Here is an 18,661-nt window from a genome sequence, read left to right on the forward strand (position 1 = left end):
AGCTAATGAGTACACAGAATGCCGAAGTAAGCGCAAATAACATTGACAAAAAGAGTAAAGTCCTTCAAAGAAGCGCTCTTGCCAAAGATCTCATTCGGGACAAATGGATGTACTTGATGCTATTGCCGGGGGTATTGTATTTCATTATTTTCAAGTATGTACCGATGTACGGCATCATTATGGCATTTCAGGATTACAAGCCGTTTCTGGGCATTATGAACAGCCCTTGGGTTGGAGTAAAGCATTTCGAACGCTTTTTCAGCGAACCGCAGTTTTGGGATCTGTTCCGTAATACGGTGCTGCTGGCCGTGTACAACCTGGTATTCTTTTTCCCGCTTCCGATTGTTCTGGCTTTGATGCTCAATGAAGTAAGAAGCGAGAAGTTCAAAGGCTTTGTGCAGACCCTGGTTTACATTCCCCACTTTGTTTCTTGGGTTGTTGTTGTCGGTATCTTCTATATCCTTCTGACGACGGAAGGCGGTATTTTTAACGAATTGATCTTCGCGCTGACGGGAACGAAAATTGCCTTTCTGCTCGAGCCCGAGTGGTTCCGGACAATGATTGTCTCGCAATCGATTTGGAAAGAAGTAGGCTGGGGCACGATCATTTTCCTGGCCGCGTTATCCGGTGTAGATTTGCAGCTGTATGAAGCGGCACGGATGGACGGCGCAGGACGCTGGAGACAGCTGTGGCATATTACATTGCCTGCGATCCGCGGCACGATCGTTATTCTGCTGATTCTTCGTTTGGGGAACTTCCTGGACTCCGGGTTTGAGCACATCTTCCTGATGCTGACGCCAACCAACCGCGATGTCGGCGAAGTGTTCGATACGTACGTCTATGTCAAAGGTTTGACGCAGTCGCAATTCAGCTACAGCGCGGCGGTAGGCTTATTTAAATCGGCCGTTGGCCTCTTCCTCGTACTCGGCTCCAACTGGCTCGCCAAAAAGTTCGGTCAAGAGGGTGTCTACTAAGAGCGCGGAGAGCCCGCAAAAACTCTCAGGAGGGTTAACATATGAACTACGATAAAACGATCGGCAACAAAATATTTGACGGCGTAAACTACGTGCTGCTGGCCATCATCGGTCTGGCTACCGTGCTCCCGTTCATCTATATTCTTGCGGTGTCCTTTACGAGCCCGCATGAAGTGGCCAAGGGAGGCTTCATCCTGTTCCCTAAGGAATGGTCCTTGTCCGCTTATGAATACATTTTCTCTACGGATACTTTGATTAAAAGCTTGGGAGTATCCATCTACATCACAGCTGTAGGTACGGCAATCAACCTGCTGTTTACCTCGCTGATGGCTTATCCGCTCGCCCGCCAAACGCTGCGCGGAAGACAGACGATCCTGCTCGCCGTACTGTTCACGATGCTGTTCAGCGGCGGGATGATTCCTACTTATTTCGTTGTCAAAGCGATGGGGCTGACCAACTCCCTGTGGTCGTTGATGATTCCGAATGCGATCAGCGCGTTCAATCTGATCGTCTTGAAAAACTTTTTCCAGCAGATTCCCGACGGTCTTGAAGACTCCGCGCGGATCGACGGCTGCAACGACGTGGGCGTATTGTTCCGTATCGTTCTTCCGCTTTCGATGCCTGCCTTGGCAACGTTCGGTTTGTTCTATGCGGTAAGCCACTGGAACCAATTTTTTAACGCGATCATGTACATCAACGACAATAACAAATGGCCTGTGCAGGTACTGCTGCGCGAGATCGTTATTTTGGCGCAAAGCCGGATCGGCGATACCGGATTCGAAGAGACGGAAATTCAGCCTTTGACCATTCGTATGGCGGTTATCGTATTTGCAACGATTCCGATTCTGATTGTTTACCCGTTCCTGCAAAAGCACTTTGCTAAAGGCGTTATGCTTGGCTCGGTAAAGGGGTAAGCACTCCCTTTTTCGATATGCAGCACGTTAGCGCAGCAGCCGGTGGGTGACCTGGTTGTTGCGCTTGTTTTTTCGGTGGCAGCGAGGGAATTGTTTCCGCGAACCATATAATGACACAGGACATGAAAAGGAGTGTACGAAATTATGAAAAAAAGATACGCAGTATGCGGAGTCAGTAACCGGGCGATCGGTATGTTTATCGGCCCGATGTTGAATACGTTTTCGGCCCATTGCGAGGTGGTGGGGCTGCTGGATATCGACCCGCGGCGGCATGAAGTATGCAAGACGAAATATCCGCAGCTATCTGAGGTAGCCGAGTACGGACCGAACGATTTTAGCCGGATGGTGGCGGAAACGAAGCCCGATGTCATCATCGTTACAGGCCGGGACGACACGCATGCAGGCTATATTATTCAAGCGCTTGAGCATGATCTTGACGTTTTGACGGAGAAGCCGATGGCTACGACAGGGGCTGACTGCCGCCGGATTATGGATGCCGAGGCAAACAGTAAAGGGAAGGTAACGGTTACCTTCAACTACCGCTATGCGCCGATTCATACCAAAATTAAAGAGATGGTGCTGGAGGGCAAGCTGGGCCGCATCACCTCGGTCGATTTGAACTGGTATATCGATACGTACCACGGCTCCAGTTATTTTAAAAGATGGAACCGGATTCGTGAAATTTCCGGCGGCTTGTCCATTCATAAAAGCTCTCACCATTTCGACCTGGTCAACTGGTGGATCGGGCAAAAGCCGGTCGAAGCGTTCGCTTTCGGCGCGTTAAATTATTACGGTCCGGAGGGCGAGCTGAACCCGAGGAAAGAAAACGGACGCCACTGCGGCACCTGTGACGTACGGCAGGACTGCGCTTACTACAAGCGTTGGTCGACACGAAGCCGGGATGTGCAGATCAAGGACGATCACCTGGGTACCGTGAAAGAGGAACAGGGCAAGCAGGCTTATTCCAACTATCGTCCGGATGCCTGTATCTACGACGCCGAGATTAATATCGAGGACACGTATGCCTGTACCGTGCGGTACGACCAAGGTGCATTACTGAGCTATTCGGTTAACTTCTCTCTGCCTTACGAAGGATACCGTCTTGCGATCAATGGCACCAAGGGAAGACTGGAAACGATGGAATATCATGCTCCGGCCCGTACTCCATTCCCGACAGAGGTTCAGACGATTGACTATTTCCCGTTGTTCGGTTCGAAGGAAACGATTCATGTCGTTCAGCGTGAAGGCGGTCATGGCGGCGGCGATCCTGTACTGCTGGAGGATCTGTTCCTGGGTCCGGACCCGGCAAGATCTTATGCGATCCTGTCCGGCAGCGAGGACGGCGCTTATTCCATCGGCACAGGCGAGGCCGTATGGCGCTCGGTGAAGGAGCAGCGTGCAGTGCGGATCGACGAAGTGCTGTCCGGTCATGCCAAGGTAGGAGTATAAGCTGAAGCAATAAAAGTACGACATTCATTTCCAGGGAGGCGGATCAGATGAATCAACGGTATGTGCAAGCCGTCCGTCATTATGCTGATTTCATGCTGGAGCATGCCGGCGACCGTTACGGCTCGGTATCCACGCCCCTGTTCGCCGACGGGCTGCATGCAGTGACGCATGAGCCTGTCAAGTGGCGGTCGCAGGGGGAAGCCTGGATCGTATCCAATCTGGCCAATCAGCAAAACTGGCTCCGTACGCTCGATGGACTTTCCGGGCTTACGGGGCTTTCCCGTTATCGGGAGCGTGCCGAGGATACGGTTCGTTACGCCTTGGACCGGCTTCGATACGGGAAGCTGCTGTGCTGGGGAGGGCATATGGCCTTCGATTTGCAAACGAAGCGTCAAATATTTGCTTCCGATAAAGGGCCGCAGCATGAGCTGAAATGCCATTATCCGTACTACGAGCTGATGAACCGCGTCGATCCGAATGAAACGGCAGCTTATATTGAAGCCTTGTGGGAGTCGCACGTTACGGATTGGAGCAGCCTGGAATTCAGCAGGCACGGACAGCCGGCGCCCGCCGGGAGAGCAGCCGTTTCTCATGGGGCGGAAGCTTCGGTGTGGGAGAAGGAATATGCCGGCAGCCCGGTATTTTTTACGGGTAAGGGCCTGACCTTTATTAATGCCGGCAGCGATTTATATTATGCGGCAGGAATGCTGCACCGGTTCACCGGACAGGAGCAGCCTCTCCAATGGGGGATCAGGCTGGCCGAACGCTATGCGGCGACACGTCATCCCGACACGGGGCTCGGCGGCTATCAGTTCAGCATATCCGTATTGCCGGGTGTCCGCGGTGACCGGGCGATCGATCAATTTGGCGAGCAGCTGAAGGAGCACGAGCCTATGGAAGCGACACTCTCGGTGGCGCGGCAGGTGCATACGATCATCGGCGAAGCCGCGCTCTGCCGCATGGTTTTATCCGAAACGCTTGGCGGCGCGGGAGCGCCGTTCCGCGAACTGGCGGTGCAGGACTTATTGGCTTACGGCCGATATTCGTACGATTTCGCAGATCAATCGATTCATCCGGTGCTGACGAACGGAACCCGCTTGACCAGGCTTATTATGGAGAAAAGCGGCTATTACGGCAAGCAAGGAGAAGCGCTCCAGGCGAGAAAAGCCGACCTGCTGCTGCTCTGGTCTTATGCGATGGGCTTCCGCTTGTCCGGTAACGGGCGGCTGTGGGACATTGCCCGCAGCATGGGCCAGGGGCTGGGGCTTGGAGACATCGAAAGCGGCTCGGGCGCGCCTTCCGGATTGAACCTGGCCTTCCGCTGCTCCGACCCTGTCGGCATTTTCGCCGCGCTGGAGCTGTACCGTGCGACAGGCCGCGGGAAGTTTCTGCAGCTCGCGCAGCGGATCGGGGATCAGCTGCTGGTGCACCGCTATCACCGCAGCCTGTTCATGCCGAGCCCGCGCCATGCGTATGCGAAGCTCGACGCGCTGGAGCCGCTGGCTCTTCTGCACTTGACGGCCGAGCTGCAGGGAGGGGCACCGGTGCCCCGATATTGCGGCGGCAAGTCTTTTTTTGCAGCGGCTTACGACGGCCATGGCCACGAGACGGACAATACGTTTATTTACGGGGCCGTTCGAGGCTAAGGTTGAGGGCCTGAGGCTTGGTTGTCCTTCCATACTCTTCTGATTTTCTACTGATGTTCTTACGATGCCATCTGCTGCTGCTCTGGTACTGCATATCCAGGACTCGCGCCCCTTACAGCTATCTAATGGACCCATACGGTGCGAAGAGGAGAGGTGCGTTCGCAGCGCTGTCCGAGCTTCAGCGAGCGGGCTCGTCTTTTCTAACCGGACGAAATCAGGTATCATTTAGAATAAGTACATTTATTTCACAGCTATACGCGATGAGAGGATGAGTTGGTCATGTCAGTAGGAATTTTAGCGCATAACGTCGGGACGCTTCCTTACGCCGAGCTCGCGAAGCAGGTAGGAGCGAAACAATTCAAATATGTGCAGCTCGCTCTTTCGAAAGCGATTACGGATGTGGACTGCAGCTTGGGCAAGCTGAGCCCCGGTCTCGCGAACACGATTGCCGAGGCGTTCGACAAGCATGGCGTCTCGATCCCTGTATTGGGCTGCTACGTCAGCCTGGTCGACCTGGACGATGCGAACTACCGTCACAATGTGGATCGGTTTAAGGAGCATTTGCGCCACGCCCGGCATTTCGGCACGGCAATTGTGGCGACCGAGGTCGGCGTGCCCGAAACGGATCAGCGCGACCGCCATTGGCAGCGCTTGCGCAGCGCGGTGGAGGAGCTGGTGGAGGAAGCGGAGAAATGGGGCGCCATTATCGGTCTGGAGGCTGCACAGCGCCATTTGATCGGCACGGCCGAGGAGCTGGCGCAGATTATCGACGAGGTGCCGTCCTCCAATATCGGCGTTGTGATGGATCCGTGCAACCTGCTCAATCAGGACAACTACGAGCGGCGGGAAGAAGTGATGCAGGAGGCGTTCCGTCTCCACGGACACCGCATTGTCAGCATTCACGCCAAGGACGTTCGTCTGGACGACAACGGCAAGCTGCAGACCGTCTCCTCGGGATTGGGCAATCTGAATTATCGGATGTTTATGGAGCTCGTCCAGCAGCATAAGCCGAAGGTCCATATAACGATGGAAGGCGTCGAGCATCAGAATATGGATTTTTCCCGCGATTTCGTGCTTCGCCAGCTGGCGGAGCTGTAGCAGGCCGGAGCAGGCCCTTTCCTTGACCGAGGAGGGCCTGCTCTTCTTTTTTCCGCCTCGATGCATAAGCTGTATAGTACTTCCGTACATGCCTTAGCAGATAGGGGGGACTTAAGCGTGCGAATGCTGGTGTTCAGGCGCAGGTGGAAAAGCAGCCCGACGGGAGTGCGTCGGACCAAACGGAACATCGTGCTCATACTTATCATTCTGCTCTTGTTTATGGTGCAGTCGTTTATTTATATTGAGAAAAATTTGACCCCGCCACTGACCAATCTGGCCAAAATCCGGATCAAGCAGATTGCGACGCAATCCATCAATGCCGCCATTTCCGACAAAATCGCAAGGAATACGAATTTTGACAAGCTGATCGATTGGCGAACGGACACCAACGGGAAAATTACCGGCTTCATGCTGAATTACGCCGAGCATATGAAGATTACCGCGGATACCATCTCTACGGTACAAAATCAGCTTACCGGCCTGAAGGATATCCGGGAGCATATCCCGCTGGGTCAAGCGATGAACAGCACGATTCTGGCCTCGTTCGGCCCGAATATTCCGATTCGGCTGGTACCTGCCGGGGCGGTCAAGGTCGATCTGGATACGCGTACACAGAACGCGGGCATTAACATGATTCTGGTCGAGGTGTTTATCCGCATTACGGCGGAAGTGACGGTCATCATTCCATTTGACGCGGTGCCTGAGATCGTGGAGACGGAGGTTCCGATTTCGTATGCGCTCGTTGTGGGAGATGTTCCGGCTTATTATTACGACGGCAAAGGCAATCCGGTAGGAGGCGGCAGCAACGCCCCTACGCTGCCCAATTTGGCGCTGCCGAAGGTCAGTACGCCGTCGACGAAGGAAGGCGCCATGCAGGACGCAGGAAAAGAAGGCGCAGGAGACATCGGGCACAGCGCTGCTGCACCAAAATAAAATGAAAACGGGCAGGTCCGGCAAAGGCTGGAGCTGCCCGTTCATTATGCGGGGGAAGCTGAAAAATCGTGCCGCTCCCGTTATTTCTTCGTCCCCATCCGTTCCTCGCGCTCCCACTTACGCAGGTGCGGGTAAGGATCGAACGACCAGTCCGTCAGCCCGTTGTCGCGGTACAAACCGTAATGCAGATGCGGCGGAAATTTGCCGGACGTTCCCGGCTTGCCGTAACCGGAGCTGCCGACCCATCCGATGACTTGGCCGGGTTTGACGATGTCGTTCTCTTTGATTTCCTTATTGAACCCGGACAAATGAGCGTAGTAGTGATACACGTTATTCAAATCGCGTATGCCGATTCGCCAGCCTCCATACGGGTTCCAGCCCATAACCTCGACAATTCCGTACGCGGTACTTCGGACGGGAACCCCATAACCGGCGAATAGATCGGTTCCCTCATGGATCCGGTAGCCTCCCCAGCCCCGGCTTGCCCCCCAAGTGCTGCGATAGGAATAGTCGGAGCGCAGCGGCATGACAAAAGTATGCTCGTGCAGGTCCAGCGTATCGAACGTGCTGTAGATTTTGGCGAACTGCTGGATTCGTTCCACGCTGCGCGTGTTTTGGTAATACTGCCACAGGCCGATACGCAGGTCCGTCTTCGACCGTTCCGTATTTCAACAGGAGCATGGACATGGAGTAAAGTACGTCCATATCGTTGGACCGATCAGCCTTGCCGTCACCGGAGCCGTCCCGGCCTATGCCGTTGAATAACGCGATGGTAGCCTGATTCGAATCTTCATGATCGGGATTCATCAGCCCGCACCATTGCAGCTCGGAAAAATAAATGCCGATCATCCGGTCTCCCGCGGGACGCTTGCGCGCCAGATTAATCGTCCGTTCATATTGATCGACTGCGGCCAAATAATACCAGGGAATCCCGGTTACGGCGCTGATTTTATCGAATAGGTCCTTGCGTTCGGTGAATACGGCTTTCATGCTCTTGGCTTCCGTTTTTTTGGGGTCCGCTTTCGGCGCTTTCGGCTGCGGCGCGGCGGCTGCCTGCAGCGAGGAACCGAGCAGCAGGCTTCCACCTAAAGTTAATGCAAGGACAGAACGTTTCCATGTCGCTGCCATAAGCAATTTTCCCTCCACAATAGAAATCTGTTCGGCAATATAATAGTTACCTATAGATTGTGTTGGAGAAGTTTTTTTTATCCTCCGCTGCTCCTTTTCTTCCGGGCGGAAGCCATTTATAATAGCAGCATATGTCAAATTGGCTGGAAGGAGAGAAGAGATGGGGTTTCAGCACCGAGAAGAGCATGTGGACGAAAATATGCTGCTGCTTCAAGCGAACATCGACGATATGAATCCGGAGCTGTGCTCGTTCGTTGGAGACTGTTTGTTTGATGCGGGAGCCAATGATGTGTACTGGGTACCGATTATTATGAAAAAAGGCCGTCCCGGCGTTATGCTGAATGTCCTGCTGGACGAGCGTATGCTTGCGGCCGTGGAAGAGATTATTTTCCGTGAGACGACTACCATTGGCTTGCGTTATCTTCGCGCGGCCTGCCATCGGCTGGGCCGAGAATTCCGGCAAGTGAGCACGCCGTGGGGAGACATTCATGTGAAATGCGGCTATCACCGCGGCGAGCTGGTTCAGTTTGCCCCTGAGTTTAAAGAGTGTGAACAGGCGGCGAAGGCGCATGGAGTTCCTTTAAAGCAGGTGTATGACGAAGTGCGCAGGCTTTTTCTCAATGAAAAAGCTTAGGCCGGCCAGGCCTTTCACCCTCTACCCGATCAAATAAACAAGCCGCCGGAACGAGGCATTGGCCCGTTCCGGCGGCTTGTTTATTTTTATTGCTTCAACGGTGTATGAGTCCCGCCGCTGTGCGCATTGGTCTCGGAATGATCGTGGTCGTGCCCATGATGATGATCATGGCTGTGCGAATGGTCGTGATCATGATGCTGCTCATGGCTATGCAAGTGATCGTGATCATGGCGATGATCGTGACTATGCGAATGATCGTGATTATGGTGATGATCGTGACTGTGCGAATGACCGCGATCATGGTGATGATCGTGGCTGTGCGAATGATCGTGATCATGATGATGATCGTGACTATGCGAATGATCGTGATCATGGTGATGATCATGGCTATGCGAGTGACCGTGATCATGGCTGTGTTCATGATGATGATGGGTGTGCGCTTCCGGCGCCGCTTGAATTGCAGCCGGGTACACTTGATATTTATGGATAAAAGGATCCGCTTTCCCGATTACGACCCGCAGGACGTTCGGCTGGTTCGGCAGATCGCGTGTGCCCGCGCCATACCCGATCGATTCGACGATCATCGGAGGATAGCCCTTGGCGAACTCATCCACGATTCCGGAAATAATTCCTGCGCCCGTAGGCGTCGTCATTTCCATCGCATAAGGAGTCGGGGCGATAGGCAGCCCGCGCATCATCTCCAGAGTAGCCGGTGCCGGTACCGGATAGATGCCGTGGTCGCAGCGGACGGTGCCGGAACCGAGGGGAACCGGCGAGGAGTAGATCTTCTCTACATCCAGCGAGTCCATTGCCAGCGCTACGCCGATAACGTCTACGATGGAGTCCATAGCGCCGACTTCGTGAAAATGGGCAGCTTTTCCACAGGAACATCGTGAATTTTGGCTTCCGCCACGCCGATTTTATCGAAAATAGCCAAACTTAGCTGAACCACCCGCTCTTTAAAGCCGGCGGCATGGATGAGCTTGACGATTTCCGAATAATGGCGGTGGTAGGTAGGCGGAGTATCGGGATCGAGCACGACGTCCATTTTGAGGGCGGAGATCCCTTTTTTATTCACTCGCTTCCAATCCAGGGTGAACGGTTCGATGCTGATTTTACTAAGCTCTTCCTCTATATAGCCGCGGTCTGCGCCCGCATCCACTAAGGCTGCGAGAGTCATGTCTCCGCTTATGCCGGAAAAGCAGTCCAAATAAGCTATTTTCATCTTAACCCCTCTTTGTCGTCATTTTATATATTAATGAAGCGTTGTATCCTGCGCCGAAGCCGTTATCAATATTCACGACCGATACTCCCGGCGAGCATGAATTCAGCATGGCGAGCAGCGCGGCCAATCCATTGAAGCTGGCGCCGTAGCCGATGCTTGTAGGAACGGCTATGACCGGCTTGGCTACCAGGCCGCCGATCACGCTGGTCAGAGCGCCTTCCATTCCTGCCGCAACGACGATAGCGGTTGCATTACGAATCACGTCAAGCCTTCTAAACAGCCTGTGAATACCCGCTACGCCTACATCATAGACGCGTTCGACGCGGCAGCCCATATGCTCGGCGGTAAGCGCCGCTTCTTCAGCGACAGGAAGATCGGATGTCCCGGCACAGACTACGGCGACATAATCGGAGCTTGGGGGTGTCACGGACCGGGCTTCACCCAAGTCAGGACGCGCGCTTCGGGATGGTAGGCGAGACCTGCGATGCTTTCCTGAATCCGCTCGGCCTTGTCCTTGCTTACTCGGGTCGCCAGCACACGGTCGTTATGCTCCATGAATCTTTGAAAAATGGTACAGATCTGCTCGGCCGTTTTACCTTCGCCAAAGATCACTTCGGGAAAGCCTGTACGTCTTTCGCGGTCGATGTCCAGCTGGGCGAAGCCCAAATCATCTACGCGGTCCGCCGGAGAGGCGGCGGCTTTGGCCAACTCCTCCAAATGCCTCTGGGCTTCCGAAACGTCCAAGTCACCGGAACGAACCAGCTTTAAAATAGCTTCCACATTTATCATGTAAACGTAATCCTCCGACATAGTTATGTATAATTGCGTATCCTTTCGGATTCCTTCCTAGTTTATCACAATTCAAAAGGAAAGTGGATTGTTCGAGCTTTCGTTGTTATAATAGCTTCAAGAGAATTGGACAAAGTGAACCGAGAAAGCAGGGAAAGAAGCCATGGCTACTCAACCGATCGAGCGTAAACCGGATTGGCTTAAAATTAAGCTGACCACAGGAGATAATTTTAAAGAATTAAAAAATATGATGCGCGGCAAGACATTGCATACGGTTTGTGAAGAAGCGAAATGCCCGAACATTCATGAATGCTGGGCGAACCGTACGGCAACTTTTATGATATTGGGAGACATCTGTACGCGGGCGTGCCGTTTCTGTGCGGTAAAGACCGGTTTGCCGACCGAGCTGGATTTAGGCGAGCCGGAACGCGTAGCGGAAGCGGCCGAGCAAATGGGGCTGAAGCACGTTGTCGTAACTTCGGTTGCCCGTGACGACCTGGCGGACGGTGGGGCTTCGATTTTTGCCGCAACCGTGACAGCGATCCGTAAAAGACTGCCGATGTGCAGCGTGGAGGTGCTGATTCCGGATTTCCTCGGTAATGAGCTGTCCCTGCGCACGGTGCTTGAGGCCAAGCCGGATATATTGAACCATAACGTAGAAACCGTTGAACGGTTATCCGATAAAGTCCGGGCCCGGGCCAAATACCGCAGATCGCTGGAGCTGCTGGAGCGTTCCAAGAAGATCGCTCCGTCCATCCCGACCAAATCCAGTATTATGCTGGGCGTAGGAGAGGAATGGGGAGAGATTCTGCAGACGATGGAAGATCTGAGAGCCGTTCAATGCGATATTATGACCATTGGGCAGTATTTGCAGCCTACGACGAGCCATCTGCCGGTCATCGCCTATTATACGCCGGAACAGTTCGCAGAGCTGAGAGCCGAAGGCATGAAGCGCGGCTTCAACCATGTGGAATCGGGTCCGCTGGTCGCAGCTCTTACCATGCGCATGAGCAGGTGAAATCGGCTCAGCAGGCTTAATACATTACTCACTGGCCCCAAGGAGAGACGGAGGGAAGGTGCATGCGGACGCTTCTCTTCTAATATATAAAGAAAGAATACGCTTTCGAATGATTTGTTTCGCCGGGAACTCCGGTTTCCCGCAGGCTTTTGCTTGAAGCCAATGCTTTATTAGGAGGGATGAGCCCATTGATCCATATCGCCAACCGAACATACGAAGTGGTAGTCGACCATAAAAACGGCTGGAAGCCGGAGGCGTTCCGGGACCGTTACAGCGAAGTACTGGAGCGGTACGATTATATCGTCGGCGACTGGGGATATAATCAGCTTCGCCTGCGTGGTTTCTTCAAGGAAACGCACCCGAAGGCGACCAAGGAATCGTCTATCGCCACATTACAGGATTATCTTAATGAATACTGCAATTTTGGCTGCGCTTATTTTATTATCGAGAAGGTCCCATCGAAGCAGCAAGCTAACCCGGATGCAGCGGGCGGCACGGAGGGAGAGGAAGAGGCACCGGCCTCCAGCCAAGAGGAGCAGGTCCCTTCGACCGCGATGGGAGCGGCGCAGAACGCTCCGGCAGCCGATGCACCGAAGCAGCCTGCGCAGCAGCAGGAATCCAAGCCGTCGGAGCACCAGCACCGGGAGCGGCCGCATCATCATTCCAAGGACAAGCCGCATCATCGCCGCAACCAGCACCAGCAGCGCAATCAAGGCCAGGGATCATCGCAAAATCAGAACAACAAGTCACCGAAGCAGCATGCAAAACAGCCATAAATTTCCGAATCAATCGGATTATTAAGCAGTGGAACCGGCTCTGCGAAGAGGGGCCGGTTTTGTTCTGCCCAAGCTAAAAATCCCCTGCAGGCAGCCGTTGGAATTCGAATCATCGGTCTGCATACAGGGGATTTTGTTCGGATCAGGACTTGCTTTCGCCGAGCGGCTCATAGCCGATAAAGGCTTCACGCACCCGGCTCCAGAACGGAAACGGACGGAAGCGGGCGAATTTTACTTTCTTGCCGGCAGCCACCATGCTGCGGATCGACAAAATATCGTTGCGCTGCGTGTAGACATGGTCGAGGGACAGCAGAATGTTCTGATTCGCCCGCGGATACATGTCGCAGTGGTGGTGCTTCGGTAAAATAATCGGTGATCCGAGGGTCCGGAACACCCGGTTATTGATGGAAGCAATCTCTGCAATCTGGATGGCATCCAGGGAAGGGTGGACAATAGCCCCGCCCAAGCTCTTGTTGTAAGCCGTACTGCCGGCCGGGGTGGAGATGCAGATCCCGTCGCCCCGGAACGTTTCCAGCAGCTCGTCATTAATATGTAGTTGAGCAACTAACGTGGCATCGACGCCCTTGAGGGTGAACTCATTGAGCGCCAGCTGCGTTTCGATACCCTGAGGAGTTGTAATCTGAATTTCCACAAGCGGATATTTGACGACCCGCAAATCGTTCTGCCGGGCGCTTTCTCCCATCAGCTCTGCGAGATTCTCCACCTCATCGGGCTTCCAGTCGGCGAAGAATCCGAGCCGGCCCGTATGAATGCCTACGAAAGCGATCGTTTCCAGCTGCTCCTTGTACTGGTGGAAAGCATGCAGCAGCGTGCCGTCGCCTCCGATGGACAGCACCACATCCGGATGCTCCACTTCATGTACCAGACCGTATTGGCCGATTAACTTGTGAAATGTCTGCATGAGCTGGATGGAGATGTCGTCGCCGCGGTGTATCACATTATACTTCAAAAGATTTTCCTCCTACACTGTTGGTCGGGAGCAGTATTCGTCGATTTGATGCGTCAGGCTTTCCGGCATATCGCGGAATTCGACGGCAATACGGTACGAATCGTTGCTGAAATTGGATACCCTGACAATCTCCCCGTGCACGACAAACTTGTGGGGATGGTCCAGGAAGCACGAAGCTCAGCTCCAGATACAGCGGATAAAAGATGCGCGTATTCGTAACGAATGACAGGCCGCCGGCCGAAATATCCTGAATATGTCCTGTAAAAGCGATGCCCTGATGAGTGGAGGATTTGCGGATGCCGACAATACGGCATGTCAACGGTGTCCGCGAAGGCAGATGAAGCCGCTGAAATCTCCGGTTCTGGAACACGCTTAATTCCTGCGGTGCGGACAGCTTTAAATAAATAACGTTACGCTTGTTCTCCAGCTGGAGAAGATCAACGAACGCATAATACAAAATGCCCCGTTCGCGGAAAGAAAATTCAATAAAACATACATGATGCAATTTTTCCAACGGATTCATCGTATGGAACTCCAAAGAGACGACCAGATGCTCTTCTTCCACCTTCTGAAGGGTGAACTGATCCTCATAGCAAAAAGGCGTGCCTTCCTTGGTTTCCCCGACTATAATCAGGCTGCAGCTCATTCGAGGCGCAACCATTTCAAAAGCTAACACTTGGTTCCAATTCATAGAATCACCATAGAAGAGTAGTTGTAAACATCATCCAATCCATACTCCCATCATAATCAATATTCGACAATAACACAATGGCAGGAATTTGGACCTAGTCAAAAACGCCCCCCGTAAACAACGAGGCCACTGAAGAACTTACGTTTTTTCGGTGAGTCCAGGCGTTAGGCGAAAAAAAATGCGGCACCTGTTCCGATTTTCTCGGAGGGTACCGCATTTTTCATAGGGCTTTACGCTATTTTTTAGTCAGCCAGTTTCAATATCCGCTTTAAGTTTACTGCGAATATGGCCATAGCTCCTTGTATCTGCATGCCTAACAGACCCGAGGACGTGGCTACGTCGTACCCGTGCCGGTGCTTAAGTTCGCTGTTTTTGGCCTCGATCTTGTACCGTTCTTTCGCCTTCTCTTTGAAATACTCCGTTTCCTGGAATGCCATCTGCTCGGCGTGCTCCCCGGATTTAATGCTCACCGAGTACGTTTTACTTTTAGAGCCCTCCTTGTAGCATCCTTCTTTGAAGGGGCATCGTTTGCATAGCTCCACATCGAAATAGTAAGTGTCCTTTTGGTTTTTGCTGATTCCCTTTTTTCCTGTCCGCGCTTTCCGAATCGCCATATGGCCTGCCTTGCATACATACATGCCTGCATCTTTATTGAATTCGAATTCATCTTCCTTTTTGCGCATACCCTGGGTGATTTGTGGGTTAAGCCGGGAGACGAGTTCAATCTGATTTTCCTTGCTGTATGCGATGTTTTCTTTTTCCGAATAGGCCATATCGCCAATTACCGTCTTTACATCCATGCCCGCAGCCTTGCTTTTCTCGATGAGCGATTGCAACTGCTTGCCATCGTTCTTCTCTCCGGTCGTTACAATTGCCGCCGTAATGATTCGTTCCTCACTCATGGCAATATGCGTCTTATAGCCAAAAAACGAGGAATCTGCACTCTTGTGGCCGACGCGCGCATCCTGATCTTGCGAGATGCGCAGTTGTTCTATGTCATCCTCGACGGTCTCTTTTAGCAGATTCAACGGTTCTGTAATCTTAGGCAGTTGGGCGATACCAAGCCCGGTTTCGGTAACCTCGATGAGCTTCTGGCAATAGTCGATCTCGGCCTCGAGCGTATCCACGGCGTTCTTGGCAGGTAGCTTCCCCTTCAGCGATTCGTCGATAGAGTAGATGGCTTTTCGCAATTTGCGGGAACGGTCCGTGTAAAATCTCCCTCGGTGATTTCTGGTTATAACGGGCTTTTGTATGCGTCGCGTCCACGATGATGGAGGTGCTCGTTAAAATCCCTTGCGCAGTAGCTAGTTCAACTGTCTTGCCGATGAGCAGATCCAGCAGATCCATGTTTTTTAACCGCAACTTGCGGAACTTCGTAAGGGAGCTCGGGTCGATGACGGCTTCTTCCGGAGCCATCTGAAGGAAGTATTTAAAAGACATATCGTACCGGGAGCGCTCGACCAGATCCACGTCCGACACCTCGAAAATAGCTTTCAGAAGCAGATATTTAAACATCCGCAACGGATCGATGGCGTTACGGCCGTTGTCCAAACAGTAGTTAGCTTTCAATTCGTCGTAGACGAAGGAGAAGTCAACCAGCTCATTTATCTGGCGTAGCATGTTGTCTTTCGGCACGATGAGGTCATATAGCGCTGTGTATGGGCTTAATGCAAAAGAAAGTTGAGGCTGGAACATGGTCTTCACCCTTCCGACGTATTACTTTAAAGTATACAAGAAAAAAGGCACAGCGCCCTCAAAATATTGAGAGTCTGTACCTTTTCATTAATGGACTTTTTCAGTGGCCTCGTAAACAACCGGGAGCGGCTGTCAGGGGAGCGGAGAATACAACTAAAGATCTATTGCGAAGTCAGAAGCGGGAGCTCGAAATCCGTGGCAAAATTAGCGCTGACGGGACGGACGCGAATGGAGTAGTGGGCCTGATGCTGCAGGTGCGAAGGGATACTTGCCCGGTACAGCACCACGCGGTCCTCCAGCTCGCGGTAAGGCTCCATGGGCACGACGACCGGGTGCCAGCCGTCAGGGCGTTCCTCGTAATAAACAAGCTCTACCGCCGTATCCTTATACCATACCGGTCCGAAGCGGACCGTGGCTGAAATCTCCTTGCGCATAGCGGAGGAAACGGAGGCGATTTGGGCGGTCGGGCCGGCGGACGGTTTTCCCGCGCCGTCTTTTATTTCGAGAATCCGCACATGATGCCAATTCGCCTTAATGAACCGTTTGAAATCGGCAACCTTTGTAGCCGCGTCATGGTTATTTTCAAGAAACTTCAAGGTGCGCTGAAGCGCAGGCACGTAAACGCTGTTTGTGTAGTCCATGACCATCCGGTCGGTATTGTAGACAGGGGCCAGCGTTTGAATGGACCGTTTCATGCGGGATATCCATTGCAGGGGCAGCTGTCCTTGATTGTAATACAGAGGAACAATTTCCTGCTCAAGCAGGCGGTAGATCGATTCCGTATTTTCCTGCTCCTGCTTTTGCCAGTCCGCGTCATTGGAGCCATGAATGCTCCAGCCGTTGCTGCCGTCGTAGCCTTCTTCCCACCAGCCGTCCAGCACGCTGAAATTGATGACGCCGTTCATCGCCGCCTTCTGGCCGCTGGTCCCGCTTGCTTCATAAGGTCTGCGCGGATTATTCAGCCATACGTCGACTCCCTGCACCAGATGGCGCGCCATATTGATATCGTAATTTTCAAGAAGCACGATTTTACCGCGGAAGCGGTCCATCTGGGAGATGCGGTACACCTGCTTGATCATTTCCTGCCCGGGAAGATCGGCCGGGTGCGCCTTGCCGGCAAAAATAAACTGAACGGGCCGGTGCTCGTCGTTCACGAGCCGGTGCAGGCGGTTCAGATCGCTGAAGATCAGGTTGGCGCGCTTGTAGGTCGCGAAGCGGCGGGCAAACCCGATCGTGAGCGCTTGGGGGGATAAATATCCGCGCACCTCTTCAACCTTGTCTGCCGGCATATCGTTGCGCCTGCGCTGCTCCCGCAGATTGGCTCTGGCATAGCGGACGAGCTTCTCCTTCAGCTCCATATGCGTTTCCCACAAGGACTCGGCGGAGAGGAGGCTCACGGCCTGCCATTGATCCTGATTGGATTGATGCTTCAGCCAGGTGCCGGGGAGGAAACGATTGTACAGCTGCTGAAGCTCAGGCGCCAGCCACGTGCCCATATGCACGCCGTTCGTAATATGCTGAATCGGCACCTCGCGCGCATCGATATTGCCGTGAAAGGCGCGGAACATATCGCGGGACACCTCGCCGTGCAGCTTGCTTACCCCGTTCCTTAAAGCGGAGGTATTCAAAGCCAAATGCGTCATATTAAACTGCGTGGAGCCTTCCGCAACGCCAAGCTGCAGCCAGGCCTGCTTATGCTCGTTCCAGCGCCGCAGCAAGCCTTGCAAATAATGCTCGGCCATAGGGACGTTGAACGCATCGTGTCCTGCCGGTACGGGCGTATGCGTCGTGAATACGGAACTGGCCCGGATGATTTCGACGGCGACGTGAAAAGGGGTTCCGGCCTCGAGCTGCTCGCGGATGCGCTCCAGCGCCTGGAATGCGGCATGGCCCTCGTTGCTATGGTAAACGGCGGTAGGAAGCTTCAAAGCCCGGATGGCTCTGATGCCCCCGATCCCGAGAAGAATTTCCTGTGCGATGCGGGTATCCTGGTTGCCCCCGTAAAGCTGTGCGGTCAGCTCGCGGTCCCATGGGCTGTTAACCTCCAGATCGGCATCGAGCAGGTATACGTTGTTGCGCCCGACCTGAATCATCCAGATCTGCAAAGTGACGGTGCGGTCGGCTACAGGGACAGTGATTGTCAGCCGCTCGTCTTGATCGTTCATCACCGGCAGAATAGGCAGCTTGGCGAAATCATAGGTGACCGTTTCCGCCTGCTGCTGGCCTTCGCGGTTGAATTTTTGATTGAAATAGCCCTTTTTATACAGCAGCCCCACGCCTGCCAGGGGCAGCCCAAGATCGCTTGCGGATTTGCAGTGGTCTCCTGCGAGGATGCCCAGGCCTCCGGAATAAAGGGGGAGCGATTCGTGAAACCCGAACTCCGCGGACAAGTAGGCGATGCGGGCGTTCGTATGCTGCGGATAGGTTTTCTGAAACCAGGTGGTTTCGGCGAGATAGGCATCCCATTGAGCCACTACGCGCCGGTAGTGCTCGGTGAAATCCTGATCCTGGCTTAAGGATTCCCAAACCGATCTATCCGTTTCCATCAGAAGACGGACCGGATTGTGCACGATCTGATCCCAACGCTCCCGGTCAATCCGGGCGAACAGCTCCAGGGCGTCCGGGTTCCAGCTGAACCAGACGTTGTAAGCGAGCTCGGGCAGCCGGTCGATCGCTTGGGGAAGCTTCAAGTCTATAAAGGGGAATCGGATGTCCATGCTT

At 53.5% G+C, this 18,661-nt stretch carries 13 protein-coding genes and 4 pseudogenes; 9 read left to right on the forward strand and 8 right to left on the reverse strand.

Annotated features, from left to right (window positions below):
* Positions 1-5 precede the first annotated feature (5 nt).
* From ACHHV8_RS03425 to yunB, 6 genes are all read left to right on the forward strand, one after another.
* On the forward strand, positions 6-974 hold the full coding sequence (locus ACHHV8_RS03425; RefSeq protein WP_395156765.1) for an ABC transporter permease: 969 nt from the start codon (positions 6-8) through the stop codon (positions 972-974).
* Positions 975-1,015: 41 nt separating this feature from the next.
* A complete protein-coding gene (locus tag ACHHV8_RS03430; protein WP_395156767.1) occupies positions 1,016-1,888 on the forward strand; it encodes a carbohydrate ABC transporter permease in 873 nt (290 codons plus the stop codon).
* A gap of 144 nt (positions 1,889-2,032) precedes the next feature.
* Positions 2,033-3,337, forward strand: a complete 1,305-nt coding sequence (locus ACHHV8_RS03435) for a Gfo/Idh/MocA family protein (protein ID WP_395156769.1) — start codon at positions 2,033-2,035, stop codon at positions 3,335-3,337.
* Between the two features lie 47 nt (positions 3,338-3,384).
* The gene (locus tag ACHHV8_RS03440) at positions 3,385-4,983 is read left to right on the forward strand and encodes a hypothetical protein (protein ID WP_395156771.1); all 1,599 of its coding nucleotides are present in this window, start codon (positions 3,385-3,387) and stop codon (positions 4,981-4,983) included.
* A 279-nt stretch (positions 4,984-5,262) separates the two neighbouring features.
* Positions 5,263-6,081 (forward strand): sugar phosphate isomerase/epimerase family protein, encoded by an 819-nt coding sequence (locus tag ACHHV8_RS03445; RefSeq protein WP_395156773.1) that lies wholly within the window; start codon positions 5,263-5,265, stop codon positions 6,079-6,081.
* Positions 6,082-6,204: 123 nt separating this feature from the next.
* Complete coding sequence (gene yunB / locus ACHHV8_RS03450) at positions 6,205-7,014, forward strand: sporulation protein YunB (RefSeq protein WP_395163411.1); 810 nt, start codon at positions 6,205-6,207, stop codon at positions 7,012-7,014.
* A gap of 80 nt (positions 7,015-7,094) precedes the next feature.
* Here yunB and ACHHV8_RS03455 read toward each other — a convergent pair.
* A pseudogene (locus ACHHV8_RS03455) lies at positions 7,095-8,142 on the reverse strand (M23 family metallopeptidase).
* Between the two features lie 139 nt (positions 8,143-8,281).
* Between ACHHV8_RS03455 and larC2 the strand changes: the two are divergent.
* On the forward strand, positions 8,282-8,776 hold the full coding sequence (gene larC2 / locus ACHHV8_RS03460; RefSeq protein WP_395156775.1) for a nickel pincer cofactor biosynthesis protein LarC2: 495 nt from the start codon (positions 8,282-8,284) through the stop codon (positions 8,774-8,776).
* Positions 8,777-8,862: 86 nt separating this feature from the next.
* On the opposite strand, the gene larC (ACHHV8_RS03465) is transcribed toward larC2, so the two are convergent.
* From larC (ACHHV8_RS03465) to larB, 3 genes and pseudogenes are all read right to left on the reverse strand, one after another.
* Positions 8,863-9,624, reverse strand: a complete 762-nt coding sequence (gene larC / locus ACHHV8_RS03465) for a nickel pincer cofactor biosynthesis protein LarC (protein ID WP_395156777.1) — start codon at positions 9,622-9,624, stop codon at positions 8,863-8,865.
* Positions 9,609-10,001, reverse strand: coding sequence for a nickel insertion protein (gene larC / locus ACHHV8_RS03470; protein ID WP_395156779.1), 393 nt, complete (start codon positions 9,999-10,001; stop codon positions 9,609-9,611). Before larC (ACHHV8_RS03470) ends, larC (ACHHV8_RS03465) begins: the two co-directional genes overlap by 16 nt.
* Before the next feature lies 1 nt (position 10,002).
* A pseudogene (gene larB / locus ACHHV8_RS03475) lies at positions 10,003-10,790 on the reverse strand (nickel pincer cofactor biosynthesis protein LarB).
* A 163-nt stretch (positions 10,791-10,953) separates the two neighbouring features.
* Between larB and lipA the strand changes: the two are divergent.
* Together lipA and ACHHV8_RS03485 are read left to right on the forward strand one after the other, a co-directional pair.
* Positions 10,954-11,828: pseudogene (gene lipA / locus ACHHV8_RS03480) on the forward strand (lipoyl synthase).
* A gap of 159 nt (positions 11,829-11,987) precedes the next feature.
* Complete coding sequence (locus ACHHV8_RS03485; RefSeq protein ID WP_395156781.1) at positions 11,988-12,584, forward strand: YutD family protein; 597 nt, start codon at positions 11,988-11,990, stop codon at positions 12,582-12,584.
* Between the two features lie 142 nt (positions 12,585-12,726).
* Here the strand turns inward: ACHHV8_RS03485 and ACHHV8_RS03490 are convergent, their stop codons facing one another.
* From ACHHV8_RS03490 to glgP, 4 genes and pseudogenes are all read right to left on the reverse strand, one after another.
* The gene (locus ACHHV8_RS03490) at positions 12,727-13,554 is read right to left on the reverse strand and encodes an NAD kinase (protein ID WP_395156783.1); all 828 of its coding nucleotides are present in this window, start codon (positions 13,552-13,554) and stop codon (positions 12,727-12,729) included.
* Entirely contained in the window at positions 13,544-14,245 is a 702-nt protein-coding gene (locus ACHHV8_RS03495; protein WP_395156785.1) for a PilZ domain-containing protein, read from the reverse strand. The genes ACHHV8_RS03490 and ACHHV8_RS03495 overlap by 11 nt, the downstream gene beginning before the upstream one ends.
* A gap of 242 nt (positions 14,246-14,487) precedes the next feature.
* Positions 14,488-15,940, reverse strand: a pseudogene (locus ACHHV8_RS03500) (IS1182 family transposase).
* Positions 15,941-16,101: 161 nt separating this feature from the next.
* Positions 16,102-18,657: an alpha-glucan family phosphorylase gene (gene glgP / locus ACHHV8_RS03505; RefSeq protein WP_395156787.1), complete on the reverse strand. Its 2,556-nt coding sequence runs from the start codon at positions 18,655-18,657 to the stop codon at positions 16,102-16,104.
* Positions 18,658-18,661 lie beyond the last annotated feature (4 nt).

The sequence above is a fragment of the Paenibacillus sp. TAB_01 genome (assembly GCF_043945595.1).
Classification (GTDB): domain Bacteria; phylum Bacillota; class Bacilli; order Paenibacillales; family NBRC-103111; genus Paenibacillus_S.